The sequence below is a fragment of the Armatimonadota bacterium genome, from assembly GCA_018268395.1.
In the GTDB taxonomy this organism is placed as follows: domain Bacteria; phylum Armatimonadota; class Fimbriimonadia; order Fimbriimonadales; family Fimbriimonadaceae; genus JAEURO01.
In genome coordinates this window covers 1077271-1104196 of record JAFDWQ010000001.1, presented here as the reverse complement: position 1 = coordinate 1104196, position 26926 = coordinate 1077271, and the positions used below count along the sequence as shown (strand labels likewise).

Here is a 26926-nt window from a genome sequence, read left to right as displayed (position 1 = left end):
CGTTCATGTCTCACGACAAGATCGTGGTCGTCGGAGCCCGGGAGAACAACCTCAAGAACGTCACGGTGGAGATCCCCCGCGACAAGCTCGTGGTCATCACCGGTTTGAGCGGGAGCGGTAAATCCAGCCTCGCGTTCGACACGATCTATGCCGAGGGGCAGCGCAGGTACGTCGAATCGCTGAGCGCCTATGCCCGACAGTTCCTGGGGCAGATGGACAAGCCGGACGTCGACCACGTCGACGGCCTTTCGCCCGCCATTTCCATTGACCAGAAAAGCGCCTCGAAGAACCCGAGGTCGACGGTCGGCACCGTCACCGAGATCTACGATTACCTGCGCATCCTTTTCGCCCGTGTCGGGACGCCCTACTGTCCGAACGGTCACGGTCCGATCGAACGACAGTCGACGGACACGATCGTCGACGAAGTCTTGCGGTTGCCTGAAGGGACGAAGCTCCAAGTGATGGCGCCCGTGATCCGCGGCCGCAAGGGCGAGTACAAGAAAGAACTGCGCGAGGTCCAACAAGCCGGGTTCGTCCGCGTCCGCGTCGATGGCGAAATGTACGAAGTCACCGACGACATCCCGATGGACCGGTACAAGCAGCACACGATCGAGGTCGTCGTCGACCGTATCGTCGTGAAGGAAGGGATCGACCGTCGTCTGGCCGACTCGGTCGAGACGGCCCTGAAGATGGGTAAGGGGCTGGTCACGGTCAGTTGGCAAGCCCCCGACGCGGGGGCGGCCGGAGACTCTGTCGAGAGGACGTTTTCAGAACACTATTCCTGTCCGGACTGCGGATTCAGCATGCCTGAGCTCGAGCCGAGAGTCTTCTCGTTCAACTCGCCGTATGGGGCCTGTCCAGAGTGTACGGGACTTGGGACGAAGACCGAGTTCGACCTCGACCTGGTCGTCCCCGATCGTTCCAAACCGCTCAGGGACGGAGCGATCCTTCCGTTCGTCTACAAGTCCGGCGAAGTCAAGGAGTGGTGGCCTGACGTCCTCGACGGCGTCGGACAAGCCATCGGCTTCGATGCCTCGTTGCCCGCGGCCGAGCTCGACGACGACCAATGGGCGGTCGTCTGGACCGGTCTTGACGAACCCGTGAAGGTGACGATGAACTATGGCAAGTCGTCCCGGACGTTCAACTACACGTGGACCGGTGTCCTCAACGTCCTCCGCAAGCGTCTCGACCAGACGGAAAGCGAGTGGGTCAAGAACGACCTCGCCCAATACATGCGGACGCGACCCTGCCCGGCGTGTCACGGTGCACGGCTCAAACCGGAGACTCTGAGCGTCCGGTTGCCCGGGGGGTTCGGCAGCGGGGCCGGCCATGCCACGACGCCAGAGGCGAGCGCCGTCGTGCAGATGGCGGCCGAGACCGTGACGCCCTACGGTGTCACGGAGGGCGTGTCGATCGCCGACGTCACCCGGCTTCCCGTGGACGAAGCTCTCGGGTACTTTGTCTCGCTGAACGAGAGGTTCACGCCGCGCCAGCTCAAGATCGGGGAGCGGGCCGTCAAGGAGATCGTCGAACGGCTCCGGTTCCTGTTCGACGTCGGTCTCGGATATCTGACGCTGGACCGGAACACGAACACCTTGGCGGGAGGCGAAGCGCAACGCATCCGTCTCGCGACCCAGATCGGGAGCGGGCTCATGGGATGTCTCTACGTCCTCGACGAACCGAGCATCGGTCTCCACCAACGTGACAACCACAAACTGATCGAAACGCTGAAGCGGCTACGGAACCTGGGGAACACCGTCATCGTGGTGGAGCACGACGAGGACACCATGAGGGCCGCCGATTGGCTGGTCGACCTTGGCCCTGGAGCGGGCGAGCACGGCGGGTACGTCGTCAACGAGGGGCCGCTCGAAGAGTTCCTCGCCAAAGACTCACCGACGAGCCGCTATTTGAACGGCGACGAACGGATCGACGTGCCTGCCGTCCGTCGGCAACCTCGCGGCCCGGTCCCGACGACCGCGTAGCATCCCTCGGCGGGCCTGTCCCGTATGTAGTCTACAGGGGCCGGACACATGAGGGCAGAACACGACGCACTGTGGAGCGCGATCCAAGAATTCGCGATCGATGAGACCGGTGTCACGGTGACGTTCGCCCAGAAGTTGGCACGTCAGCAGGGATGGACCGAAGCCTTCGCGCTCCGGGCGATCGAGGAATACCGACGGTTCGTCTACTTGGCGATGACGGGCGAGCGAGAGGCGACCCCGAGCGAAGACGTCGACCAGGTTTGGCACCTGCACCTTCAGTACACGGTGTCCTATTGGGAGCGGATGCACGCGTTCTTGCCGCGGAAACTGCACCACCATCCTTCCCGGGGAGGATCCGCCGAAGACGGCCGCATCGATCGGCAGTACCGCCAGACCCTCGCGCTTTACGAAGAGGCTTTCGGTGAGCCCGCACCGGACGACCTCTGGCCCCGTGCTACCGATCGGGCACGACACCGTTCGACGGTGTCCGACCAGATTTCGCAGGACACCTGGTCCGTCCCGAAGAAGCAGGCCCGATGGGCCGGAGGACTAGCGGCGGTCGGCGTTCTGGCGACACTGGGCGCGGGTTGCGCGCCGCTCTTGGCACAAGACGCGACGACGGGTCTGGGGATCGCCCTTGTGGGTGCCGGTGCGGTCGTCGTCGTGATCCTCGTGATCGCAGCCTTCGTCCGAAAAGGCGGACAGCCTGGCCAAAGAAGAAGCGGCAACGGCATTTCGGGCGGATCCCACTTTGTCGACCATGGATCCTATGGACCGTCCGGCCATGCCGTGCATTCGGACGGCGGTCACCACGCCGCAGGAGACGGCGGCGACCCCGGCTCTCTGGGCGGCGACGCGTCGACGGACGGCACCATGGACGGACAGTCGGCGGTCAGCGAATCGTCGTCTACGGACTCTGGACCGTCCAGTGATTCGGGAGGATCGTCTGGCGGCGACTCGAGCAGCGGGTGCGGCGGAGGCGGGTGCGGTGGCGGAGGCGGAGACTAAAAGACCCGACCGGACACCGCTTCGAGAGAGTGCGACGTGACATTGAGCCGCCCCTCGCTGTCTTTGGAGACGACGCAGAACCGGTCGCCGTCGACGTAACACAACAGCGCGTCCGGGAACAGCGTCGCGCCGACGAACCCCGGGGCAGCGATGCGGGTCGCACTGAGCGCCGAGTCGATCGTCATGACGTCCTCGACCTTGCTCGCAAAGTCCGCGTCGAAGATCCTCACGATGATCCGGGCACGGTCGTTCAACGTCCGTGCGGCCAGACCGACGGAGAGGTTCACCGCATCGTTCTGTGTCGCCACGATGACGGCTTTGGCCGAACGGACCGCAGCTCGCTCCAGGGTGTCCACGTCACGGCCGTCTCCTGCCGTGAAAGCGACGCGCTTGTCCAGGAAGCGTCGGTAGGGGGCCTCGGGATCCAGTTCGACCGTCGCGACTTTCGCCCCCATCGCGACCAGCGTCTCGGTCGTACGGAAGCCGACGTTGCCCAACCCGACCACGACGACATGGTCTTCAAGTCCGACGGACTGTCGGCCCAGCAACTGGTCGAACCGTGCCGTGACGACGAAGTCGGTGATCGTCGAGTACAAGGCCGCGACCGAAGCCGAGCCCATCAACATGAGGAAGCACCCGTAGACCTTGAGCCAGACAGCCTCCTTGTGTAGCGAGATGTCCCCATAGCCCGTCGTCGTCAAGGTCGTCACGACGAAGTAGAGGGCGTCGATCGGCGAGAGTCCCATTCCGATTTGGAACACGAAAACGCTGATGAAGGCGAGGGACAGGATGACGAGCACGAGCATGCGCAAGAACTTCGGCATGTTCCGCCACACGCTCTGAGCGCCGTGGACCACTTCACGGACGGACTCGCCGAAGGGCCTTCGCACGTGCCGACCCTCTTCGACCGCGTCTCTGACGAACTCATGGAACGGCACGATCGCCTCGACCTCGACGTCGTTACGGTCGGCTTCTTCGACCGCTCCGGCCGGACCGTCGCCATGACGGACCTTCGTCGCGACATACGCGTTCCCGTCAAGGACGAACGAACCGAACACCGACCCTCCGAACGCGGACGCCGCGAAGGCGGGAGCGGCCAGGACCGACATGCCGAGCGCCCGATTGATCCCGACCGTCGTTTCCAGCCTCCTGGCCAGGGTCTGGTCGAACAACCGCGCCACGATCCGGAGGGACGGGTTCAGCCGCTTCGCGTCCAAGGCGACTTCGATGTTCGTCACGTCGTCGTCGACGCAGGCGATCAACGCCCGGGCCTTGTCCAGCCGCGCCTGGGCTAACACGTGGTCGGCCCGTGCGTCACCGTGTACGATCGTGGCCCCGGCCGCCGTGATGAGGTCGAGGAACTCTTGCCTCGTGTCCTGAGTGACGATGACGACGTCGCACTTGAGCTGAAGCAGCAGGTTCGCGATGCGGTACCCCAATTGCCCCAGTCCGCAGACGATGACGTGCCCCACGTCGCGGGTTTACCCGCAGGCCGCTCTCACCGTCCGTTCCGGTTATGGAAGGACGGTGATCGGCCGCATCATCTCATGGTCTTCGTGGGACGCGATGTGGCAGTGCCACATGTAGTCGCCTGGCTTGTCGAACCTCATGAGAAGCCGTGTGCAGTCGTCCGGGTAGGCGTGGACCGTGTCTTTGAACCCGAGTTCGCCCGTTTCCGGAATGACCGCCTTTTCGACGAAGTAGACGATGTCGAGTTTGCCGTTCCGTGGATCGGCTTTGGCCGAGAACTCCTGCCGGTTTTTCAGCAAGAAGCCGACGAGATGGATGTGGACCGTATGGGCGTCCTCCGTCAGATTGAAGATCTCCCATTCTTCGACGTCACCGACCCGAGGGGTCTCCGTCACGGGGTCGTTCCAACCCATCACGCCGTTTTCGGCCGTACCCAGTTTCGGTAGGAGCCGGCCGTATTCGTCCAGTTGTTCGAACAAGACCAGGCGGCGCTTGCGGACAGGGGTCCCGAAATCCGGGACCGGGCCGAGGACCGGTCGAAGGTTTTCGGGCAGCTCGGCGATCGGAACGCTCTGGTCCAGAGGCTTGGAGACCCGGAACGCCATGATCCGGCCTGCTGTCTCGGGATCGGGCGGATCGCCGAAGGGATAAGGCCCCTTCGCCGTGTTGTACATGACGATCGTCGTGCCTTCTTGACCCCGAAAATCCATGACGATGTCGGCGCGCTCGGCCGGGCCCAGAAGCATTCCGGACTGAGGACTGGGGGTGTTGAAGAACCCTTGGTCCGCACCGACCTGGAACATGAACTGTTGAGGATCAAGGAAGATGTGCAGGAACCTTGAGTCACAGCCGTTGATGACGCGGAAGCGGTACGTCCTGGGCTCGACGTCCAAGACGGGCCAGGCCATGCCGTTGACACAGATCGTGTCCCCGAAGAACTCGGGCAAGACACTGGGGTACGGGACGCCTTCGGTTTCAGCGTCCGCCGGATAGAACAACTGTCCGGTAGCGTCGAACATCTTGTCCTGGATCAGCAAGGGAACGTCGTACTTCGGCTTCGGCAGCATGTCATGGTCGATCAAGTACTGCTCGTTGTCGTCCGTCAACAAGTAGGCGCCCGCCATACCGGCGAATACGTTGAGGCGCGTGATCCCGAGAGTGTGATCGTGGTACCAGAGCGTCCCCGATTCTTGCGTGTTCTCGTAGAGGTAGGTCGGCCAGTACAAGCGTCCGACCCGTTCCAGATTCGGCAGGTGCCAAGCATCCGGGTGGCCGTCGCTTTGGGAGGCCGTATGGGCGCCGTGAAGGTGGGTAACGATCGGAACGGCGCGGTTCGATCCGTCTTTGTACGGGTCAGCCCAGTGCACCGTGTTGTCGATCGGCAACATATGGGGGAACGGCATTCCCATCGAGTCGACGAGCTCGTTGACCCACTTGACTTCGATCGGCACGTTGTGCCGGGCAAGGATCGTGGGCCCGGGATAGCGACCCTCGTAGCCGTAGATCGTCGTCCCAGGGCGGACCGAGCCGGGTCGGCTGATTCCGAACCACTGTTTGGCGCGCTTGACCCGCATCGTCAAAGACCCGCCTGACCGCATGTCGATGACCGGAGGGACCGGAAGCTGGTTGACGAACTGGATCCGCGGCTGGACCGTTCGGGCTCCAGCGAACCGGGCCAGCGGCCCAGCGCCGAGGGCAGCGGCGCCGGTGATCAAGAAATCCCGTCGAGACGGTCGCATGTCATCTCCTAATAAAGCAAGGTCGAGGCCCCCACAGGCCTCTGCCTCCAGGAGTTTACATGACCGGCCCACGATCAACGTGCAAGATGCGTACCGGTCTTTCGCTCCTTGAAGACAAAAAGGGTATCGTCCCGTCTACATGTCGTCCGGTTGGCTGACGCTGAGAGGAGCAACGGGCAACAACCTGAGAGGGGTCGACCTTCTGATCCCCTTGGGGACTTTCGCCTGTGTGACGGGAGTGAGCGGAAGCGGCAAGTCGACCTTGATCCAGGACACGCTGTTCCCCCGCCTCATGTACGAGGTCTACGGCACCAGGGGCGTCTGGGAGCCCCACCGATCGTTGGACGGGCACGAGCAGCTCGACAAAGTCATCGATATCGACCAGTCCCCGATCGGCCGGACCCCGAGGTCGAACCCGGCCACGTATACGGGCACGTTCGACATGATCCGTGACCTCTTCGCCCGTACGCCCGATTCCAAGATGAAGGGCTACAAAGCAGGACGGTTCAGTTTTAACGTCAAGGGCGGCCGTTGCGAGGCGTGCAAGGGCGACGGGATCATTAAGATCGAGATGCACTTCCTGCCGGACGTTTACGTCCCTTGCGAGGTCTGCAAAGGCAAGCGTTACAACCGCGAGACGTTGGACGTGAAGTACAAAGGCAAGTCCGTCAGTGACGTTCTCGAAATGACGATCGAAGAAGCGTGCGCCTTCTTTGAGCCGATCCCGAAGATCCACCGGAAGCTCGTCACGCTGATGGACGTCGGCCTCGGATATATCCGGATGGGCCAGCCCGCCACGACGTTGTCCGGAGGGGAAGCACAACGCGTCAAGCTTGCCGAGGAACTCTCCAAACGGTCGACGGGCCGGACGATCTACATCCTCGACGAACCGACCACAGGTTTGCACTTCGAGGACGTGAGAAGGTTGCTGAAAGTGCTCCATAGGCTCGTGGACCAAGGCAACACCGTCTTGGTCATCGAGCACAACCTCGATGTGATCAAGACGGCGGACTGGATCGTCGACCTCGGACCGGAAGGCGGGACGGGGGGAGGCACGGTCGTCGCGATGGGGACGCCAGAAGACGTGTCTGAAGTCGAAGTCAGCCATACCGGGCGGTTCTTGCGTCCGCTCCTTGCGCAACCCGCAGGTACCGTCCGACCGTAACCGTTGAAGAGGAAAGCTATGTCGGACTCCATGCGACTCGCGAAACAATCCGGTTCGGTCCTTCTGCTCGCGGGCCTAGGGATCAGCGCCCTGCTCAATCCGATCTGGGCCGTGCTCGGAGTCGTCGGAGTGTTCTTCGGATCCGTCCTCAAGTCTGCGGACATGCCGGTGCCTTCAACGAAACGCCGCAAGCTAGAAGCGCTTTGGTCGATGTACGGTGCCTACGCGATCACGATGGCCGTGTTGGGACTGGTCTCGTTCGGACTCGCCCTCTACTTCACGCGCACCTTCCAATGGGGCCTCGTCGCGTTCTTCACGCTCGCCGCCTGCTGGCTGCCTGTCGTCGCGATGATGACGCGGCGACGAAAGTCGTATTAGGAGGAGCATGGCGGTCCAAAGGTGTTCATGGTGTGAAGGCTCGGACGCCTACCGTCAATATCACGACACCGAATGGGGGGTCCCGAGCCGGGACGACCGCCATCTGTTCGAACTCTTGATCCTCGAGGGGGCCCAGGCCGGTCTGAGTTGGTCGACCGTCTTGAACCGTCGCGAAGGCTATCGCGCTGCCTACCAAGGTTTCGACGCTGACCAGGTCGCGGCCTATGGCGAGGACGACGTGGCGCGGCTCGTGGCCGACCCCGGCATCATCCGGAACCAGGCCAAGGTGCGTTCTTCGATCAAGAACGCGAAGGCTTTCCTTGACGTCGCAGGAGAATTCGGATCGTTCTCAACTTATCTGTGGAAATTCGTGAACGACAAACCTGTACAGAACAAATGGACGGCCTTAGATCAGGTTCCGGCGGTCACTCCCCTCGCGGCCACGATCAGCAAGGACTTGAAGAGGCGGGGGTTCGGGTTCGTCGGCCCGACGATCGTCTACGCGTACATGCAGGCCGCCGGACTCGTCAACGACCATCTTGTCGATTGCTTCCGCCATGAAGAGTGCGCCCGGCCGGGATAGTGGCGTCCTCCGCTTGCCCTGGCTCGTGGGCGCCGTCCTTCTCGCCGGATGTACGCGGCCGGTCCACTCGCCCCCTGCGGTGTCTCGACCGGACGTTCCTCGCAAGGAGCCCCGGAGGGCTGCTCCGACGCTTCCCGACGTCACTCCCGACCTCAAGGGTCGGACGATCGTCCTGACCTACCACGACTTTGTCCCGCACAGGAACGCGTCCAGCTTGTGGTTCGACTGTACGCCTGACGAATTTCGCGATCAGTTGGACTGGCTAGAAGGCCAGGGCGCCGTCTTCGTCACCGTAGACGACCTCTATCGGCACTTGACGGAGGCTAGGACGATCGACAAGAACGCTGTCCTCCTCACTTTTGCAGACAACTACTTGGGCTTCTATCGGTTCGCCTTGCCCGAACTCCGGAAAAGGAAGATCCCGGCCGTCATGTTCGTCCATACGGGGTTCGTCGGGGGGAGGACGGGCCGCCCCAAGATGGATTGGCGACAACTCCAAGAACTCTCGGACGAAGGGCTGGTCGTGGTCGCCAGCCAGACGGTCACGCATCCGGCCGACCTCTCGAAACTGGACGACGCGGGCCTGAAGCGGGAGCTGACGGCGTCCAAGGCCCAGTTGGAAACAAAACTCGGCGGGACCTCACGATATCTGGCGTATCCCAACGGGAAGTTCGATGAGCGGTGCGCCCATGCGGCCCGTTCCGCCGGATATGCGATGGCCTTCACCGAAGAGCAGCGTCCGTCCGAAACGGCCAAGTCGGTTTGGACCGTGCCACGGTACGTCCACACGAAGTGGAAGGCCGCTTGGGAGGACAAGTGGGCCCCAAACCGGCCATCGTCCTCTAGATAGGCGGATAAACTGTCTCCATGGCGATCGCGACAAAACGCGTGTTCAACTTTTCGGCCGGACCCGGAGTCCTTCCCGTCCCGGTGCTCGAGAAGGCGAGGGACGGCATGTTGGACTGGAACGGAAGCGGTATGGGCGTCATGGAGATGAGCCACCGTGGCAAGACGTTCCTTCAGATCGCAGAGCAGACCGAAGCCGATTTTCGCACGTTGTGCTCGATTTCGGACGACTACCGGGTCTTGTTCCTCCAAGGTGGCGCGAGCCTGCAGTTCACGATGCTTGCTCAGAACTTCCTGCACGGTGGGACTGCCGACTACATCGTCACCGGGACATGGGGCGAGAAAGCGGTCCAGGCCGCTGCCCTGGAAGGTCAGGCGAACGTCGTCTGGACGGGCAAGGCATCCAATTACAATACGGTTCCAAACCTGGGTGATCTGTCGTATTCTCCAGGAAGAGCCTATACACACATCACGACCAACGAGACGATCCAAGGCGTCGACTTCCTAGCCGATCCGAAGCTTGAAGGCGACGTGATCTGCGACATGTCGAGTTGCATCGCCAGCCGCCCGTTCGACATGTCCCGATACGCGATGGTCTACGCCGGGGCCCAAAAGAACCTCGGGCCGGCGGGCTGTACGATCGTCGTCCTCCGCAAAGACATGCTGGAGCGGGTGCCGAGCGGTCTGCCTCCGATGCTCGACTACAAGGTGCAGGCCGACAACGACTCGATGTACAACACGCCGCCGACGTGGTCGATGTACGTCTGCGGGCTCGTTTTCCGCCACTGGTTGGACTTCGGCGGACTGGAGGCCGTCGCTCGGAACAACGAAGCCAAAGCCAAGGTGGTCTACGACGCGATCGACGGGTCTGGCGGGTTCTATAAAGGTCACGCCGAGCGGCACTGCCAGAGCAGGATGAACATCGCCTTCACGCTCGCCGACGACTCCTTGACGGACAGCTTCGTCGCCGAAGCAAAGGCCGAAGGAATGTTGGAGCTCAAGGGCCACAGGAGCGTCGGCGGGTGCCGCGCCAGCACCTACAACGCTTTTCCGATCGAAGGCTGTCAAGCGCTGGCTTCGTTCATGGCCCAGTTCGCCAAGAAGAACGGCTGAGGGCGGACGCTAAAACGGACCATCCCCGGCCGAAGCCGGGGTGGTCCTTTCGCTGAAATTCGGTCTGAGCTCAAGACTAGCTCCGGAGCAGGGAAAGCACGGCTTGCGGTGCCTGGTTGGCTTGCGCAAGGACCGAGAGTCCCGACTGCTGGAGGATCTGGAGCTTCGTGTAGTTGGTCATCTCTTGAGCGATATCGATGTCGCGGATCGTCGATTCAGTGGAGATGAGGTTCTCCTTCGTGACGCTGAGCGACCGCATGTTCGACTCGATCGAATTGCTCATGAAGCTGCCGATGTTGCCACGGGACGTCGACACCTGCTTGATCGCCAAGTCCAGCGTATCGAGAGCGGTCGTCATGTCACTGACCGTGATGTCCAGTGAAGCCAGCCCAAGGGCGCCCGCATTGAAGCTCCCAAGGTTCAGGTTCGCCGTCTGGTCCGCGTTCGCACCGATCTGGAACGAACTCTGGCCGGCCGTCACCTGGATGCCGCCCGTGACCGTGCCGCCGGCCGTGCCACCGTTCGAGGTCAGGCTGATCGAGTTCCCGTCGGCATCGCGGAGGTTGAGACCCTTGCCGCGGGTGAACGCAGCCGTGGCCAAGGTTCCACCGAGCGAATCCTTGTAAGTGATGGTCGCTGCCGCGTCGGCGCCGACCGCACTCGAACTCCCCGAGGCCGAAAGCAACGTTGCGCTGCCGTCGGTGAGGTTGATGTGGACGTCGCTTCCGTATTCAGTCGACTTCAAGTCGATCGTACTGGTCGTCGTGTTGAAGTTCGCTTCGATACCCGTGTTGGCGGCGGCCGAATTGACCTTCGAAACAATGTCGGCAACGGTGTCGCCGGATTGGACGTTGAAGCTGTAGCCGTTGATCGAGAACGTGCCCGCGGTCGTCAAAGCCGTGGTCTGGCCGTTCGTGTACGTCTTCGTACCGGCAAGGGCCGCCTTGGCCGCGTTCGCCGAGAACGTAATGTCCATCGTGCCGCTCTGATTCATCGAAACGCCGCCGATCGTTCCGGCGAGGTTGACGGACGTGATCTTAGACGGATTGTTGACCGTCCCGTATGTTCCAGCGCTTCCGTCGAGGAGCTTCTTGTCACCGAAACTCGTGGTCTGGGCGATGCGGTCGATCGATGCCAGGATGTTGTTCAATTGGTTCTGGTTCGCCTGCTTCTGGTTGGCGTCGACGGTGCTGTTCCCGTTCGCGACGGCCAAGGCCCGGGCGTCGCGGAGCAGTCGGCTCACTTCGTCGAGCGCGCCGTCGGCGGTCTTAGCGTAGTTAAGAGCGTCCTGGTTGTTCCGAAGAGCGGCGTCCATGCCACTGATCTGCCGGCGGAAGTTCTCAGAGGCGATGAGGCCGGCCGGATCGTCGGCACCCGAGTTGATGCGGAGGCCTGTGGACAGGCGGGTGATGGAGGTGGCGATCGACGAACCGGTCGACGAGAGGTTGCGGTAGGCGGTCATCGCCACGACGTTGTTGTTCACGCGAAAGGACATTGCGTTTTTCTTCCTTGAAGGCCGCTGACCCGCCCTTCCCTGGGCGGCCCGTTGTGAACCTTCTGAGGGCTCATTCCCTGTCAGGATTACGGGTCTGACTAGTAAAAATACTGGTTATAGGGGTTTTTACCGGGATTTTCAGGATCCTGGTAAGGGTGCTTGGGGTCGCTTGCTGCCGGAGGGGGGCCGATCGCGTCCGCCGGCAACTTCCGCCCTCCGATAGGGGACAATCTCAAGGATGCCACTCGTCGGAAAGGTCGGTCGACGGTCACCTCGGGCGCGGATCGCCCAGGCGGTCGTCTACCTGCTCCTAACGGCCGGGGCTGTCACCACGGTCTATCCGTTCTTCTTCATGGTCTCGACCGGGTTCAAGGGGCCTACCGACCAGAACGACAATAAGATCGTTCCTGCGTACTGGGCCGACGACCGTGAGCTCCAAACCAAATACCGGGACGACAAGTACGCGGGAGATGCGGACGTGATCGCTTCGAACACCATCGGCGGCGAGGCCGGTCCAGCGACCGTCGGGGCCTACGCCAAGTTTCTGGCCGATCTGCCAGGGGATCAGTGGAAGGCCGGGTTCCGTGTCCCGGCCAACGGGGTCACGAGCAAGCTCGCGCTCAGGTGGCAAGGCTATCTCCGCCAAAAGTACGGCACCGTCGATGCCTTGAACCGGGCCTACACCGACCTCAACAATTCCTTCCAGCAAGTGACCGTCCCTTTCGAAGGTTGGGAACGGAAGTCTTGGAACCCGCCGCCCGGTCGAAAATGGGCGGACTGGGCCGAGTTCAAGTCGAGCCTTCCCGCCGAATACCGCGTACCTGTCCGGACGGAGTGGATGTGGCAGGAATTCCTGCGCGCGAAGTACCGGAACCGGATCAGTTCGGTACCGGAAGAGGTCCGGCGCGGGGCGAAGTCGTTCGCGGTGTTGACGTGGAACCAGACTCTCGACCGAGCGACGGCGCGCGCCGTAAGGGGTGAGGCCGTGGGCTCGGCTCCGACTCCTGACAGTGAACGGGAGAAGCTCGTCGACGAGTTTTCGCGCTCGCTAGCGGCACGGTTCCAGGTGTCCGTCGAGTCGAAGTGGAACGCCGTCGCGGAGGGCCCGCTGCCCATAGTCGCCTTCGAGACGTCGTACGTCCGGGAGCACGCCTCAACGATCCGGTCTGAATTCGCGGCGCGGAACTATGGCTATGTGTTGGATTATGCGGCCCTGCACGGGGGTGCGCTTTGGAACACTGTGGTGTTCTGCCTCCTCGCGGTCCTGACCCAACTGACCGTCAATCCGTTGGCCGCGTACGCCCTCTCACGGTTTCCGATGAAGGCGACGGCGAAGATCCTGCTGTTCCTTTTGGCGACGATGGCGTTTCCTGCGGAAGTGGCGATGATCCCCTCCTTCCTGCTCCTGAAGGATCTCGGCCTCCTGAACACGTTCGCCGCCCTCGTGCTTCCGACCGCAGCGAGCGGGTACACGATCTACCTCCTCAAAGGCTTCTTCGACTCCCTTCCTCAAGAAGTGTTCGATTCGGGACAGGTCGACGGAGCTCCAGAGTGGCTGATGATGCTCCGGTTGGCCATGCCGCTGTCCAAACCTGTTCTGGGCTATATCGCGCTTCTCGCCTTCATGGGGGCGTACGGATCGTTCATCTACGCCTTCCTGGTTTGTCAGGACAGCAGGATCTGGACCCTGATGGTGTTCGTCTACCAGTTGCAGATCGTGGCGCCCAAAGCGGTCGTCATGGCCGCCGTCACGCTGGCCGCCCTGCCGACGCTGGTGGTCTTCCTCGCCTGCCAAAGGGTCATCATGAGAGGCATCGTCCTTCCTGGCGAAAGGTAAAGCCTAAAGGGCGACGAGCTCGTCGATCAAGGCGTCCAGGTCGCACGACTCAGCCGCCCGCCATTGCGACTCGAACGAGGTGCCTAGACGGTCCTCAAGCGCGGCCCGGGCCGGACCGTAGATTTCGTGCTCGTCGCCACTGAGCATCCGCCGTTCGACTTCCCGCCATTTGGCCGTCCGGGCCAGTGTCTTGAGGGCCAGCGCGTCTTGGCCGTTTTCCGCGAGCGCGCATCCGAAAGAAAGCAGGATCCACTTCAGTCCGTCCTTGAAGTTCGCTTCCAGGGCACACACGACGCTGAGCCGATGGGTCGCCACCGATTCGGCCGGGCGCCGTGTCCGCAACTCGGATTCGGCTTGCTGCCAGTACACGATCGACTGCATGTGGACGTTGTTCGTCTGCCGGCACGTCTCGTGGGCCTCCCGGAAGCATTCTTTGGATTCCTCCAGATGTCCGTGAATGGCGTGTTCGACCCCCAGGTCCGTCAAAGTCCACGCTAAGGCGTCGGCTTCGCCACTGATGCGCGCATGGGGCAAGGCCCGCTTCAAAGTCTCGTACGTCATCTCATGGTCGCCCATGCTGGCGTAACTCATGGCCATCTGTCGGATCGTATTCGCGAGTCCGCGATGGTCTTCGAGCGCTTCGAAACTGGCGGCGGCTTCCTCATAGTGCCCGATCGAACGTTCGTATTCGCCCGAGAACTTCAGCGCCCCCGCGAACCCGGCGTGGGCGGTGGCCAGTTGTGCAGGATCACCCGTCTCTTGGGCCAGAACGAGGCCCTCTTCATACATCGCACGAACAGTGGCACCATCGAGGGCGTTCGAACTCAGCCTGGCTTGTTCCAGTCTGATCGCGGCTTTGACCCACGTGCCCTGTTCTGGTCCGAGCGTGTCCCACAGTTCGGCCACGTAAACGCGCCACACCGCGGTGTGACCCCTTGGCCGGAACATGTCCCGCGACGCGGCGACGAGTTCGATCGCTTGCCGGCAGTCGATCACGCCGTCCCACACCGATTCAAAGGCGGCGCACAGGTTTTCGTGGTCGCGGTGGAGCGCGTCGAGCCAAGCCTTCGATCCAGGATCAAGGTTTCCCAGACCTTGGCCCTGCGCCAGTTTCAGAAACGCCTCGAAGTGCCTCCGCCGGATTTCAGCCCGATGGAGCGGTTCCAGTCCCTCGGCCGCGTATTCCCGGACCGGCTCGAGAAGCCTGAACCTCGGCTCGGCGCCAGACGGCTCGGCCTGGACCAACGACGCCTCGACGAGGCGGGCGAGGTCGTCCTCGAAGTTTCGAGACCGGGTCACCGATTCGCCGGCCGCGAGGGTCAGGCCGCCACGGAACACCGAAAGTTCAGAGAACGTGGCCTTGAGACCCTCGTCGAGGAGCCCGATGCTCCAGTCCAGCGCCGCCCGTAAGCTTTGATGACGGTCCGGCACGTCACGCTTCCGACTGACCAGGAAATCGACCGACCCTCCTAGTTTAGAGAGGATCTGGGCGGGAGAACCCGTGACGGTCTTCGCCGCTGCGATTTCGACGGCCAACGGCAGCCCGTCGAGCCTTCGGCAGATTTCGGCCACGGCAAAAGCGTTGTCCGGCCCGAGCCGGAACTCCGGCGTCACGGCGGCGGCACGGTCGACGAACAATGCGACGCTCGGAGACCGAGCGATCTCGGAGGGCTTGGCCTGAACGGACGGAACAGGCAAGGGCGGGACCCGGAACACGTGCTCACCGTCGAGGCCGAGGGTCATACGCGAGGTCGCCAGCACCGTCAGGCCAGGAACCCGTTCCAGGAGCGATTTGACCTGCAACGCTCCATCGGGAAGGAGCTGTTCCAGGTTGTCCAGGACGAGCAGGCCCGGGCCGTCGCCCAGGACGTCACCGACGTCGTCGGGCCCGGCCTTTTTGTCCGTCGGTCCGGCCACGGTTTCGAGGACGGCACCGCAGATCCGGTCGGCCTGAGCCAGGTCGGCCAGTTCGACGAGCCACACTCTTCCCGCGAAGCTCTCGACGGCCCTCGTCGCGACCTCACGGGCGAGGGCCGTCTTTCCGCTGCCGCCCGGTCCGATCAACGTGAGAAGGCGGACGCCCTGGTCCAGCAGACGGTCGAGCGCGTCGTCCGTCTCCGACTCTCGTCCGACGAACGAGCTCGTGCGAGCAGGGACGGAGGGTCTTGGAACCCGGCCCGGGGGCTTCGCCCCTTTCGGCACGGCTTCCAAGACTTGGTACGCCTTGTCCGAGGGCGTCTCGCCCCATTGTTCGTCGAGCGTCCTTTCGAGATCCTCGAACTGTGCGATCGCTTGACCCGGGCTGCCGTCCGCGACGTAAAGCTTGATCAAGGACAAGTGGACGTCTTCGCGCGGGCCGAGAAGCGCGGTCGCCTCCTTCCCGATCAGGATCGCGTCCTTCACTGCACCCTGGTCCAACGCTGTGTCCATCAGCCGCACGGCGGCTTGCGCGTAGGCTTCTTCGAGCCTCAGCCACTGGGCCACGATCCAATGGTCGTCGAACCCCTGCAACAGCGGCCCTTTCACCGAGCGGAGCGCCCTTGCCAACCGGGTGAGGTCGTTCGGACCGCTGACGGCGTCTTCGAACTCGTCGACGTCGGTCCGGACTCCGGTGATCTGGACGGTGGAACGGTCGCTGACGACGACGGTCCCGGCCCCGTCTTCGGTTTCAAGCGCTTCCCGGAGCGCGGACAGGGCCATGCGCAGGCTTTGCCGACCGGCATCGAGGTTGGCCTCTGGCCAGAACATGTCGGTCAGGACTTCCCTGGAGTGCGGCCTGTCGTGGTGGAAGCTGAGGTAGGCGAAAAGGGAAGCGGTCTTCCGGGTGCGGAACCGTGTGATCCGTTTCCCGACCGCGACGGCCGTAAGTCCGCCGAACAGTTCCACCCTCCAGACAGGGTCAGGCTCTCCGATTTGCATGTCCGGTGCCCGACCATTGTATCCGTCCTGCCCTGGCCCGACCGTCCTTCGGAGCCGTTACCGGGAACGGTGTTCGGACTCGTCGGCGGGCCAAGTACTTGTCAGGATCGTACGGCGAGGCTCGTCACAGCTTCGTCACAGGCGTGGCCGGTCGCCGAGAGCCGATGGTCAATGAGGACCGGCGGCCCGCTTGCGCGGGACCGCCGTGTCCCCGCCTTCCCCGAACCGGGAGTGCTCACGGGGAGAAAAAGTGTCCGGGCCGGCATTGGCGGCACGCTGGATCCACGTCCTTGTTTCCGACCAGGTTTGCTCCTGCCGGTCGAGGACGTCACGGATCCTGGAGGCGACGTCGCGCTGGACGTCGTCGGCTTCGAGTCCGTCAAGGACGGGCAGGCGCCACACGGTGTGTCCGTCCGACGTGCAGAATTCGATGACGACCGCCGCGCCTTCATCGGCCGAACAAGATCCGACCGCCCTTACCGAAAGTGTCACCATGCCCCCGATCCATTATTGATAATCGGGGACCGATAATACTCGCGTTAGGGCGGTCGGCCCAGGATTCTTACCTGTTCACAGTGTGGCCGTTCTCTCTTTCCGAAGCGAACGACGTCTCCGCGTACACCTTTTTGACGGTCGTGATGACCGAGGCCATGTGCTCCTTCATCGCCGCTTCCGCTCCGTCCGGATCGCCGTTCGAGAGGGCCTCGACGATCGGATAGTGCTGTTCCGACAGGAAGACCCGGCTCGCCACTTGGTCCGAGTCGGTCGGAGGCAGCGCCTGTCTGGTGACGATCGTGACCGACGAGATCAACGAGCGCCAGACCATGAACAGCGGTTCGTTCTCGGCCGCATGGACGATCACGCTATGGAACTCGTAATCGGCGGCGAGGAACCGTTCAAGGTCGTCCGCGACCGCGTACTTCAGCGTCTCGTCCGCCAGTTCTTTGAGCACCCTCAACGGGAGGTTCCTGTTGGTGGCCGCCAGCCGGCACGCCAGTCCATCGATCACGGTCCGGACTTCGTAGTTGCCGACGATGTCCTTGACCCCGAACTCGCGGACCCATGTCCCTCGGTGGGCTTCGGAGTGGACGAGACCCATGGCCTCCAGTTCGCGCAACGCCTCGCGCACCGTGCCTTGACTGGTGCGGAACATCTCCGCGACTTCCAGTTCGCGCAGCCTCTGTCCCGCCGGAAACTTACCGTTGATGATGCCTTCGATCAGTCGGTCACGGACCTGCATCCGGATGGTCGTCCGGAACACGGGCGAAGTGTTTTCATGCAAAGGTTCGCTCCCGATTCGGCCCGTCAAGGCCGAAAAAGCCGACGTTACAAGTCTTCATTGCCATTACCTAAATAGTAAACAAACCACAACAACCAAGCCACAACGCCTGATTATTGATAGTGCAATCATACCTGAGCGAACCTAGCGACTGCAAGAGGAATCGGCGTCGGATCCGAGCCGGCGAGAGCATGCAGGAGCCTCCCGAAAGGGCACAAAGGCCGGCATCATGGACAGGGTACAATGGCGCCTCCCCTCAGGTTCGCATTGAACCTGGCACACCCTACGCGAGCGGCTATGGCAGAAGAGCACGGCGAACAGCCAGAACAGGACGGGCAGTCGGTACCCGAGCAAGAGGTCCACTACAGCAGCACCGAGGCGACCGAATCGATCGCCAAGAAGGTCGAAGGCGAGTACAACGCCGACCAGATCCAAGTCCTCGAGGGCTTGGAGGCCGTCCGGCACCGCCCCGGGATGTACGTCGGAGACAACGGGAAGAAAGGTCTTCACCACATGTTCCGCGAAGTCCTCGACAACGGCGTGGACGAGGCGCTCGCCGGGCACTGCGACCAGATCGACGTCGTCCTCTACGATGACGGGTCGCTCAGCGTGGAAGACAACGGTCGCGGCATCCCCGTCGACATCCACGAAAAGGGCATCAGCGCGCTCCAGGTCGTCATGACCACGCTCCACGCGGGCGGCAAGTTCGGCGAAGGTGGCGGCTACAAAGTCTCGGGCGGCCTTCACGGCGTCGGCGTCTCCTGTACGAACGCCCTGAGCAAGTGGATGGAGACGACCGTCCAGCGCGACGGGAAGGTCTACAGGCAACGGTACGAGCAAGGCATCGCCGTTTCCGAAGTCGACGTCGTGGGCAAGGCCAAGGGAACGGGCACCCGCCAACACTGGCTGCCCGACCCGGAAGTCTTGACGCACACGGTTTACGACATCCACGTGATCAAGGCCAGGCTCCGCGAGGTCGCCTACCTGAACAAGGGCCTGACACTGACCTTCAAGAGCATCCCGAACGCCGAAGACGACGAGACGTTCCACTTCGAACGAGGCATCGTCCAGCTCGTCGAAGACCTCAACGAGGCCTATGATTCGATCCACAAGCCGATCTACTTCCACCGCGTCCGGGAAGGGATGGAGATCGAAGTCGCGATCCAGTTCCAGACGGCGTACAACACGACCATCCTCGCCTACTCGAACAACATCCACCAACCAGATGGTGGAACCCACGTCTCCGGGTTCATGACCGCGATGACGCGCGTGATCAACCAGTACGCGCGAAAAATGAACCTTTTGAAGGAGAAGGACAAAAACTTCAACAGTGACGACGTCCTCGAGGGCCTGACCGCCGTCATCGCCCTCAAGCTCGAGAACCCCAGCTACAACTCTCAGGACAAGGTCAAGCTCGTCACGCCGGAAGTCCAGGGCCTGACGAACTCGCTCGTCGGCGACGGGTTACAGACGTATCTCGAGGAAAACCCGCAAGTCGCCAAGCGCATCGTCGACAAAGCGATGATCGCCCAGCGGGCCCGCGAAGAGGCCCGAAAGGCGGCCGAGGCGGTCAAGCGCTCGAACGCCATGGACAGTTTCGGTCTGCCCGGAAAACTGGCCGACTGCAACAGTAAGGACCCGACCATCTGCGAGTTGTTCATCGTCGAAGGCGACTCTGCAGGAGGATCGGCCAAGGGCGCCCGCGACCGTGTGTTCCAGGCGATCCTGCCCCTACGCGGCAAGATCCTGAACGTCGAACGCGCACGGCTCGACAAGGCGCTCGACAACGAGGAGATCAAAGCCTTGATCGCGGCCCTCGGCGTCGGCATCGCCGTGAACACCGGGCGCGAAACGCCAGAAGGCGAGGAGCCGCTCGACGACAAGAAGAACGGCCACCAGCACTTCGACCTCGACAAGCTCCGCTACCACAAGATCATCATCATGACGGACGCGGACGTGGACGGCGAACACATCCGGACGTTGCTTCTGACGTTCTTCTACCGCTATATGCGGCCCTTGATCGAGAACGGGCACGTCTATCTCGCGCAGCCGCCGCTGTACGTCATCAAGGCAGGGACCAACGAACGGTTCTACGCGATGGACGAAAAGGAGCGGGACGAGATCATCGGCACGCTCAAGCGCAAAAAGGAACCCGAGGTGACGCGCTTCAAAGGTCTCGGTGAAATGAACCCTGACCAATTGGAGGAAACGACGATGCACCCGGAAAAGCGCCGGTTGATCAAAGTCGAGTTCGACGGCGAGCGGGACCTCCAGGTCGAAATGATGTTCTCGAGGTTGATGGGCGATAAGGTCGAACCCCGCCGGGAGTTCATCGAACGTCACGCCAAAGAAGTCACGAACGTCGACTGGCACTATTGATGACGCTTACGTTCCCGATCCGGTCAGGAAAGCTGACGATGTCGGTCGAGGTGTCGTCCCGGATCGAATCCGTGCAGACCGAATACCAGCTTGTGGAAGTCTACGAGTCGGACGTGTTCGGGCGGATGCTGTTGCTCGACGGGCACATCCAGTTGACGACGTTTGACGAACGCGCGTACCACGAGGCACTCGTCTGGACGCCCTTGTCCAACGTCCCCGACCCCCGACGGGCGCTCGTCGTCGGCGGAGGAGACGGAGGCGTGCTCCGAGAACTGTGCCGCCGTTCGTCCTTGCAACGGATCGACATGGTCGAAATCGATCAAGGCGTCATCGACGTGAGCCGCAGGTCGCTGCCGACCGTCAGCGACGGTGCTTTTGACGACCCTCGCGTCCACCTTACGGTCGGCGACGCGTTCGCCTTTGCCCAGTCTGACCACGATCCTTACGACCTGATCGTCGTGGACTGTACCGACGTCTACGAAGAGGAGGAGGGCGAACTCAGCGAGATGCTCTTCACCGAGGACTTCTATCGGGACGTCAAGCGGCTCCTTGCTCCTGGCGGGTACGTCGTGACCCAGGCCGACAACATGGTCTTCTGTCCGTACTCCCTGGACGAGATCCAGAGGCTCTACGCAAAGGTGTTCCCCCAGGTCGGCTCCTATTGGGCGGCCGTGCCGAGCTTCGGCGGGTATAGCGCGTTCTGTTGGGCGGGCCACGGACCGGCCCTGTCCCCGACGGCTCCTTCGGGCCTTCCACAAGACCTGGCCTACCTGACTCCGGAAACCTACGCTGTCGCTCAAAAGCCATTGAGGCTTTCCTAAGTCCCGACCAGACCCAAGCAAGTCTGCCGGATTCTCCTCCCTTTGCACGCTCTTGGCCCGCCGACCGTCTGGTTTGCTAGACGCCTGCTATATCATTTTGTCTTGGCCTCGAGGGATCGAACTCCTGAGGCTTGAGGGTCATGACAACAATGAAGAAGGTCTTAATCTTGGCGTCGGTCGCCATAAGCGTAGGGGCGAACGCCCAACTGGTCTACGACAACACGACGTCGTTCATGTCTTCCGCTTTCGCCGCGGGAGGCACCACGTCGGTCAGCGGCGTCTTGACGACGAACATCGTCCTCGACGACCTGAACATGACGGGAAGCGGTCAGCTCGGCGCGATCAAGTTCGCCATCGCGAACCTGAACACGTCGGCCACGACCGCCCGCATGCGGCTCCGGTTCTTCCAGACGGACGGAACGGGCGGCGGTCCGGGAACGGCCCTTGGCGGCGTCACGTTCGCTGCAACGTCGATCGGCACCGGCGTGACGTTGTACTCTGCCGACCTGACCGCCAACAACATCGTCCTGCCGTCCGCCAACCTCTGGGTCGGGTTCTTCTTCGACAACAGCGGCGCGTCGGGTACGACGGCTGCCCAACTCGATAAGCTGGGCATGGGCCTTTACGGGCCTCCTACGGTCGGAACGAGCGCGGACAAGATGTTCGTGAGCAGCACACCGGGCTCCTTCCTGAGCAACAATCCTGCGGGCACGGTCTTCAATTCGCCCTTCGGCGGAAACCCCGCGGCGAACTTCGGCATGCAGTTCAACGTGGTTCCCGAACCGTTCTCGATGCTCGCGCTTGGAGCCGGCACCGTGGCTTTGGCCCGTAAGCGCCGAAAGTGAGCCTATAACCCGCCCGATTCAGGTCGGAGCGTCCTTCCTAAGGATGCCCCGACCTTTTCATATAGAAACGTGGCCCAAACTAAGATAAGAGTGTGTAGACGCCGACATTCCTCCAAAAGTTTCCCAAAAAGTCCCGCATTAATACCTGAAATTCGAGCTTAGGCACGAACTTTCGGTGACCAGATCACCAGAATATTGAGTACCTGCCCTCGTCTTGAGGACTGGTTTTTTTGCAGCCGGGTTTTCCCGGCGGAGTTTGAAGAATGAAAGCGATCATGATTTCTCTGGCCGTTTGCGCCTGCGCGAACGGCTTCACTCAAGGTCAAATCGTCTACAACAACGCTGAAGCGAACGACGTCGGTCAAGAAGGCCTCAAGACCGGCACCCGTTCGCTCGGTGGGTTCTGGAGCGAAGTGCAGAAGGGTTGCACCGTCTGCGGTTTCCGCTCTGCGAACTGGAACGGGGGTAACGACCGGTTGGCCGACGACTTCACGGTCTCGAACACCAAGTGGCAGGTCACAGGTGCGACCCTTTGGATGTACCAGACCAACGCCGTCGTCCCGACTGTGAAAGGCGGACTGTTCGAGATCCGGAAGAAGACGGCCGCAGGCGGGGTCGGTGCCCTCGTAAGCACCGGCAGCTTCCTTAGGGCGAAGATGTCGGACATGTTCCGCATCCACAACGGTCAGCCGCTCGACATCCGGTGGCTTCAGCAAGTGGACGTCCAGTTCGACACTGTCCTGACGCCGGGCGACTATTACCTGGTCTGGTCGGCGACCGGAACCTGGCCTTTCTCCGGCCCCTGGACGCCGTACCTGGCTAATCCTGGGTACAAGACGACCTACGGAGCCAACGCGCTCCAGTCGAACAACGGGGGGGCGGGCTGGTACTCCGTTCAAGACGGGTTGTCCGGCCAAGACTTCCCGTTCGTGTTCTACGGCCAGCGCTTCATCTCGTCACGAGGCAGCTAAGGCCGGACGGCCCGGGGCTAAGCCCCGGGCCTTGACCCGTCTGCGGGCCCGACCGAGCGGACGGTAACCTTCCGGAATGCTCGATCCACGTGTCTCGCGGCTCGCCGAGCTCCTGTGCGACCATTCGACGCGCCTGACCCCCGAGGACCGTGTGCTCGTCCACGCCTCCGACGTTCCTTTCGAGGCCGTGGCCGAAGTGGTCAAGGTCGCACGGTCAAGGGGCGCACAAGTCGTCGTACGGTTGGAGAACGAGACCGTCCGCCGTCAAGCGATGCTCGATATGGACGAGGCCAACGCGGCTTTGATCGCCGACGTCGAAGCCTACGAAATGGACCGCATGACGGCCTACATCGCCATCCGTGGAGGGCACAACGTCAGCAACACTGTGGACGTCCCGAGCGAAAACGTCGCCCTCTGGCAACGCGTTTACGCAACGCCGGTGGTCTTCGAACGGCGCGTACCGAACACGAAGTGGGTGGCCTTGCGATGGCCCAGTCCCAGCATGGCGCAACAGGCCGCGATGTCGACTCAGGCCTTCGAAGACTTCTACTTCCGTGTCTGCACGATGGACTACAAGAAGATGGAGGCGGCGTGCCGTCCCCTCGAGGACCTGATGAACGCGACCGACCGCGTCCACATCAAGGGACCGGGGACTGACCTACGGTTCAGCATCAAGGACATCGGGAGCAAGCCGTGTGTCGGATTGCGCAACATCCCCGACGGCGAGTGCTTCTCGTGCCCCGTCAAAGAGTCTGTCGAAGGCACGATCCAGTTCAACACCGTCAGCCTCTATCAAGGGACCGAGTTCAAGGACATCCGCTACGCCTTCAAGGCGGGCAAGATCGTCGAGGCTTCGGCCGGCGCCTTGACCGACAAAGTCAACCAAATCCTCGACACGGACGAGGGCGCCCGATATATCGGCGAGTTCGCCATCGGGTTCAACCCCTACATCCTTCACCCGATGAAGGACACCCTGTTCGACGAAAAGATCGCGGGCAGCTTCCACTTTACGCCCGGAAACGCGTATCCGCCTCCGGGCGGCAACGGGAACAAGAGCGCGATCCACTGGGACACGGTCCTCATCCAGCGGCCCGACTACGGTGGGGGCGAAATCTGGTTCGACGACCGTTTGATCCGTAAGGACGGCGTCTTCGTCTTACCCGAGCTCGAAGGATTGAACCCCGACCGACTGGGATAACGTCGTGACGGGGACTGGGACGGTTCTCGATCCGGTCCGGATCCAAGCCCTGGAGCTGGCCAAAGACCGCAAGCCCGTTCCGAAAGAGATCGGACGCCTTGCCGCGTCGGTCGGGGACGAGGCGGCAAGATGGGCGTTCCTCCAATGGGAGCTACGGTCGAGAGCACGGTCCAAATTCGCTCTTGCCGGGCAGATGCTCTTCGACCGCGAATCCCTCGAGATGGCGACTCACGAAGAGGTCTCGGCCGCCGTCCACATCCTCGGTTTTCCCGAAGGGAAGGTCGTCGACCTGACCACAGGCATCGGCGGCGACTTGATCGCCCTGAGCCAAGGCCGGACCGCGATCGGCTACGAGACCGACGCCGAACGGGCCGCCATGGCGAGGCACAACCTGGCTGTCTCTGGCCAGGACGCGGAAGTCCGGGTCGAGGACTGTCTCGAAGCAACTTGGGACTTCGATCTGGCGTTCGCCGATCCCGCAAGGCGTCAGGGCGGCGAACGCACGTTCGATCCAGCCCGGTTTTCGCCGCGTCTCGACGTCCTCGCCGAGAAGCTCCGCACGCTAAGGGCGGCCAGAGTCAAGCTGACCCCGCTCCTTTCCGACAAAGACCTCGACTCGCTCAGCCCGGACCGATGGTTCGTGTCCCACGCGTCCGAATGTAAGGAAGCCCTCGTCCACTTCGGCGGTTTTCAAGGAGAGCACGTGGCCGGGGTTTGGGCCGTCCAGGTGGAGAGCGGTTCGTGGTCGCCGGGTGAGCTGACCTTGCGGAGCACGGCCTCCGAGCCTTCGAGGTTCGTCTTCGAATCTGACCCCGCCCTTATCCGCGCCCATGGCTTGGGCTGTCTCGGTCTCGACGGACTAGGCGATTCGAACGGGTACTTGACCTCGGAAAAGGCGATCGAGAGCGCGTGGCTCCGTTCCCGCTTCGAAGTCAGGTGGCACGGAGCCTGGCGTGCCGCCGCCGTCAAGACCGCGCTCCGATCGACGGGTGCCAGGGTGGTCGCTGTGAAACAGCGGGGAGCGGGCCTCGACGTCGCTGCCGTTTCCCGGGCGGTCCAAACAGACGGCGACGTCCCGCTCGAGCTCCTGCTCTACCGGAACGGCCAACGTGTGAGCGCCGTTCTCGGTGAACGGCTCGGGCCGGGCTAAAGAACCGACGACGACGACCGACAATCCTACTGGGCCCCGCTCGGCCCAACGGGAAAAACCTCACAAGGAGTGTCAAGGATGTCGGTCCAAAGCATCGAATGCCAGCTGATCCAAGCGCAGATGAAGCGCTATTTGGCGGGCGTCGACTTTCCTGATGAGCTTCTCGACCAGATGGAGCGCCATCTCAAGGCGTGTTCTGAGTGCAAGGCTGAAGCGAACAAACAGCGGGAAGCCTTAGGCGGTGCACCCGCCGAGATCGCACAGGCCGTCGTCGTCGCCAAAGAGAAGCGGGGACTGGTCGAACGCCTCAAAGCCAAGATCGTGGGCGAGCCGCCTCAGGCCCACACCGTTCCTGGACTTGTGTCGGTGCCGGGCAAAGCCCCCTATCCTACGTCCCTCTTCGACGCGTTCAAGACGCCGAAGAACCTCGTCCTCTCCTTGAGTCTTGCGGCCGTGCTCGTCACGATGAGCACCTTCATGAGACAGCCGTCGGCGTTTTTCGGCGCCAGGGCGAGCAGCGTCATCACCGAGAAGCCTGCCGCCGGCGACTCGACTCAATCTGAGGCCACGGTGGAACACACCGCCGTCAAGGACGAAACGTCGGGCCACGAAGATACCGGCCACGGTCTCGCAACGGGACCACCGCCGCTGTCACCAGATTTGAGAGGCGAAGAGCCTCGACACGAGGACGCGCCCCATGCCACTGGCCCGGAAGGAACGACTCCGGACCCGAATGCTGAAGTCGCGTCGTCAGGGAACAACGCGTCGGGGAAACCGCATAAGGAGACCGTCACCCACGAACTCGACAAAGTCGGGGGCGACCTCCTGATCGCGGACTCTGCCGCGCCCCTTAAGAAGCCCGCCACGAAAGCGACCGGCCGGCCGGCGGACAAGCCGACCACCCGGTCGACGGCCGCCAGACCGAAAGTCACCGCACCCCGCTCGTCGTCCGGCAAGGCCTCGGCTCATGTCTCGAAACCGAGGGCCCGAAAGGTCAATCGAAAAGCACCCCGCAACGTCGTCCGCATCTACCAACCCTAACCGAGAACCATCATGAAACCTCTGCTACTGGTCTGCGCCCTCGCCCTTGCTCCGGCGGTCTGGAGCCAAGACAAAGCTTCAGGAACCCCGTCTGACGTCGAGATCTCACAGGACACGGGTCTGGTGACGATCGCGGCGAAAGGTCGCGACGTGCGAGAAGTCTTGTTCGACCTGTTCAACCAGTCGAAGAAGAGCTTCGTTCTGGATCAGAACGTGCGGACGTCCCTTTATTTGGCCCTCTCGGGCGTGCCGTTCGACGAAGCGCTCGAAATCGTGTGCCATGCGGCCAATCTGAAGTTCGAGGTCAATAACGGCGTGTACTTCTTGACCCGGATCGCGCCCCCTGTTTCGGTGACGCCCGAGAAGACGGTCCAGGCTTCTCCGAAACCGCTCGGCCGCTTGGACGAAAAGGACCTCCAGAAGCGGGTGACCACGAAGCTTTCGAAGGCCGACATCAGAGACGTTTTCGCCGAGTTCGGCAAGCAAGCCGGGATCACGATCGAGGTCGACCCGAAAGTCCCTGCTTATAAGGTGGACGCCTTCCTGATCGGCACGTCGTTCAAGTACGCGATGGACGTCGTGACCAAGGCGGCCGGCCTGACGTACGTCCGGACGGAGAACCGGACGATCAAAGTCGAGACCAAGCCGAAGGGCTGAAGCCGTCGAACCTGACGGCAGTCCGGAGCAGGACTTGGCCCTCCGGTAGA

The 26926-nt window shown here is 62.4% G+C and carries 21 protein-coding genes and 1 pseudogene; 16 read left to right on the top strand and 6 right to left on the bottom strand.

Annotation, left to right across the window (positions count from 1 at the left end):
- Positions 1–5: 5 nt before the first annotated feature.
- Both uvrA and JST30_05045 read left to right on the top strand, forming a co-directional pair.
- Positions 6–1982: an excinuclease ABC subunit UvrA gene (gene uvrA / locus JST30_05050; GenBank protein ID MBS1713686.1), complete on the top strand. Its 1977-nt coding sequence runs from the start codon at positions 6–8 to the stop codon at positions 1980–1982.
- A gap of 48 nt (positions 1983–2030) precedes the next feature.
- Complete coding sequence (locus tag JST30_05045; GenBank protein MBS1713685.1) at positions 2031–2990, top strand: hypothetical protein; 960 nt, start codon at positions 2031–2033, stop codon at positions 2988–2990.
- Here JST30_05045 and JST30_05040 read toward each other — a convergent pair.
- Positions 2987–4462 carry an NAD-binding protein gene (locus JST30_05040; GenBank protein ID MBS1713684.1) on the bottom strand — a complete coding sequence of 492 codons (1476 nt, stop codon included), beginning with the start codon at positions 4460–4462 and terminating at the stop codon, positions 2987–2989. The two genes, JST30_05045 and JST30_05040, sit on opposite strands and share 4 nt — an antisense overlap.
- A gap of 42 nt (positions 4463–4504) precedes the next feature.
- Positions 4505–6199, bottom strand: coding sequence for a multicopper oxidase domain-containing protein (locus tag JST30_05035; GenBank protein MBS1713683.1), 1695 nt, complete (start codon positions 6197–6199; stop codon positions 4505–4507).
- A gap of 151 nt (positions 6200–6350) precedes the next feature.
- Between JST30_05035 and JST30_05030 the strand changes: the two are divergent.
- The 5 genes and pseudogenes from JST30_05030 (at position 6351) to serC (ending at position 10284) form a co-directional block, all read left to right on the top strand.
- Positions 6351–7364: pseudogene (locus tag JST30_05030) on the top strand (excinuclease ABC subunit UvrA).
- A gap of 30 nt (positions 7365–7394) precedes the next feature.
- On the top strand, positions 7395–7742 hold the full coding sequence (locus tag JST30_05025; GenBank protein ID MBS1713682.1) for a hypothetical protein: 348 nt from the start codon (positions 7395–7397) through the stop codon (positions 7740–7742).
- 7 nt (positions 7743–7749) lie between these two features.
- Positions 7750–8325 carry a DNA-3-methyladenine glycosylase I gene (locus JST30_05020; GenBank protein MBS1713681.1) on the top strand — a complete coding sequence of 192 codons (576 nt, stop codon included), beginning with the start codon at positions 7750–7752 and terminating at the stop codon, positions 8323–8325.
- A gap of 13 nt (positions 8326–8338) precedes the next feature.
- On the top strand, positions 8339–9175 hold the full coding sequence (locus JST30_05015; protein MBS1713680.1) for a polysaccharide deacetylase family protein: 837 nt from the start codon (positions 8339–8341) through the stop codon (positions 9173–9175).
- 17 nt (positions 9176–9192) lie between these two features.
- Positions 9193–10284 (top strand): 3-phosphoserine/phosphohydroxythreonine transaminase, encoded by a 1092-nt coding sequence (serC, locus tag JST30_05010; protein ID MBS1713679.1) that lies wholly within the window; start codon positions 9193–9195, stop codon positions 10282–10284.
- A 76-nt stretch (positions 10285–10360) separates the two neighbouring features.
- On the opposite strand, the gene JST30_05005 is transcribed toward serC, so the two are convergent.
- On the bottom strand, positions 10361–11779 hold the full coding sequence (locus JST30_05005; GenBank protein MBS1713678.1) for a hypothetical protein: 1419 nt from the start codon (positions 11777–11779) through the stop codon (positions 10361–10363).
- 238 nt (positions 11780–12017) lie between these two features.
- On the opposite strand from JST30_05005, the gene JST30_05000 reads away from it, so the two are divergent.
- Entirely contained in the window at positions 12018–13616 is a 1599-nt protein-coding gene (locus tag JST30_05000; protein MBS1713677.1) for an ABC transporter permease subunit, read from the top strand.
- A 3-nt stretch (positions 13617–13619) separates the two neighbouring features.
- Here the strand turns inward: JST30_05000 and JST30_04995 are convergent, their stop codons facing one another.
- The 3 genes from JST30_04995 to JST30_04985 form a co-directional block, all read right to left on the bottom strand.
- Complete coding sequence (locus JST30_04995; protein MBS1713676.1) at positions 13620–16535, bottom strand: tetratricopeptide repeat protein; 2916 nt, start codon at positions 16533–16535, stop codon at positions 13620–13622.
- A 168-nt stretch (positions 16536–16703) separates the two neighbouring features.
- A complete protein-coding gene (locus JST30_04990) occupies positions 16704–17030 on the bottom strand; it encodes a hypothetical protein (protein ID MBS1713675.1) in 327 nt (108 codons plus the stop codon).
- Between the two features lie 67 nt (positions 17031–17097).
- Positions 17098–17796: a GntR family transcriptional regulator gene (locus tag JST30_04985; protein ID MBS1713674.1), complete on the bottom strand. Its 699-nt coding sequence runs from the start codon at positions 17794–17796 to the stop codon at positions 17098–17100.
- 315 nt (positions 17797–18111) lie between these two features.
- Between JST30_04985 and JST30_04980 the strand changes: the two genes are divergently transcribed.
- The 8 genes from JST30_04980 to JST30_04945 all read left to right on the top strand — a co-directional run bounded on the left by JST30_04980 (position 18112) and on the right by JST30_04945 (position 26876).
- Positions 18112–20193, top strand: coding sequence for a type IIA DNA topoisomerase subunit B (locus JST30_04980; protein MBS1713673.1), 2082 nt, complete (start codon positions 18112–18114; stop codon positions 20191–20193).
- Positions 20193–21014: a polyamine aminopropyltransferase gene (locus JST30_04975; GenBank protein MBS1713672.1), complete on the top strand. Its 822-nt coding sequence runs from the start codon at positions 20193–20195 to the stop codon at positions 21012–21014. The genes JST30_04980 and JST30_04975 overlap by 1 nt, the downstream gene beginning before the upstream one ends.
- Before the next feature lie 149 nt (positions 21015–21163).
- A complete protein-coding gene (locus JST30_04970) occupies positions 21164–21859 on the top strand; it encodes a PEP-CTERM sorting domain-containing protein (protein MBS1713671.1) in 696 nt (231 codons plus the stop codon).
- Positions 21860–22122: 263 nt separating this feature from the next.
- Positions 22123–22830 (top strand): hypothetical protein, encoded by a 708-nt coding sequence (locus tag JST30_04965; protein MBS1713670.1) that lies wholly within the window; start codon positions 22123–22125, stop codon positions 22828–22830.
- Positions 22831–22906: 76 nt separating this feature from the next.
- Positions 22907–24028: an aminopeptidase gene (locus tag JST30_04960; GenBank protein ID MBS1713669.1), complete on the top strand. Its 1122-nt coding sequence runs from the start codon at positions 22907–22909 to the stop codon at positions 24026–24028.
- Between the two features lie 4 nt (positions 24029–24032).
- Positions 24033–25178: a hypothetical protein gene (locus JST30_04955; protein ID MBS1713668.1), complete on the top strand. Its 1146-nt coding sequence runs from the start codon at positions 24033–24035 to the stop codon at positions 25176–25178.
- A gap of 78 nt (positions 25179–25256) precedes the next feature.
- Positions 25257–26219 (top strand): hypothetical protein, encoded by a 963-nt coding sequence (locus JST30_04950; protein MBS1713667.1) that lies wholly within the window; start codon positions 25257–25259, stop codon positions 26217–26219.
- Positions 26220–26231: 12 nt separating this feature from the next.
- Positions 26232–26876: a hypothetical protein gene (locus tag JST30_04945; protein MBS1713666.1), complete on the top strand. Its 645-nt coding sequence runs from the start codon at positions 26232–26234 to the stop codon at positions 26874–26876.
- Positions 26877–26926: the final 50 nt, after the last annotated feature.

What these genes read in the sequence shown, in the direction of transcription:
- uvrA (MBS1713686.1), top strand. Translation starts at nt 6, where the DNA reads ATGTCTCACGACAAGATCGTGGTCGTCGGAGCCCGGGAGAACAACCTC.
- JST30_05045 (MBS1713685.1), top strand. Translation starts at nt 2,031, where the DNA reads ATGAGGGCAGAACACGACGCACTGTGGAGCGCGATCCAAGAATTCGCG.
- JST30_05035 (MBS1713683.1), bottom strand. Translation starts at nt 6,199, where the DNA reads ATGCGACCGTCTCGACGGGATTTCTTGATCACCGGCGCCGCTGCCCTC.
- JST30_05025 (MBS1713682.1), top strand. Translation starts at nt 7,395, where the DNA reads ATGCGACTCGCGAAACAATCCGGTTCGGTCCTTCTGCTCGCGGGCCTA.
- JST30_05020 (MBS1713681.1), top strand. Translation starts at nt 7,750, where the DNA reads ATGGCGGTCCAAAGGTGTTCATGGTGTGAAGGCTCGGACGCCTACCGT.
- serC (MBS1713679.1), top strand. Translation starts at nt 9,193, where the DNA reads ATGGCGATCGCGACAAAACGCGTGTTCAACTTTTCGGCCGGACCCGGA.
- JST30_05005 (MBS1713678.1), bottom strand. Translation starts at nt 11,779, where the DNA reads ATGTCCTTTCGCGTGAACAACAACGTCGTGGCGATGACCGCCTACCGC.
- JST30_05000 (MBS1713677.1), top strand. Translation starts at nt 12,018, where the DNA reads ATGCCACTCGTCGGAAAGGTCGGTCGACGGTCACCTCGGGCGCGGATC.
- JST30_04995 (MBS1713676.1), bottom strand. Translation starts at nt 16,535, where the DNA reads ATGCAAATCGGAGAGCCTGACCCTGTCTGGAGGGTGGAACTGTTCGGC.
- JST30_04990 (MBS1713675.1), bottom strand. Translation starts at nt 17,030, where the DNA reads ATGGTGACACTTTCGGTAAGGGCGGTCGGATCTTGTTCGGCCGATGAA.
- JST30_04980 (MBS1713673.1), top strand. Translation starts at nt 18,112, where the DNA reads ATGGCAGAAGAGCACGGCGAACAGCCAGAACAGGACGGGCAGTCGGTA.
- JST30_04975 (MBS1713672.1), top strand. Translation starts at nt 20,193, where the DNA reads ATGACGCTTACGTTCCCGATCCGGTCAGGAAAGCTGACGATGTCGGTC.
- JST30_04970 (MBS1713671.1), top strand. Translation starts at nt 21,164, where the DNA reads ATGAAGAAGGTCTTAATCTTGGCGTCGGTCGCCATAAGCGTAGGGGCG.
- JST30_04965 (MBS1713670.1), top strand. Translation starts at nt 22,123, where the DNA reads ATGAAAGCGATCATGATTTCTCTGGCCGTTTGCGCCTGCGCGAACGGC.
- JST30_04960 (MBS1713669.1), top strand. Translation starts at nt 22,907, where the DNA reads ATGCTCGATCCACGTGTCTCGCGGCTCGCCGAGCTCCTGTGCGACCAT.
- JST30_04950 (MBS1713667.1), top strand. Translation starts at nt 25,257, where the DNA reads ATGTCGGTCCAAAGCATCGAATGCCAGCTGATCCAAGCGCAGATGAAG.
- JST30_04945 (MBS1713666.1), top strand. Translation starts at nt 26,232, where the DNA reads ATGAAACCTCTGCTACTGGTCTGCGCCCTCGCCCTTGCTCCGGCGGTC.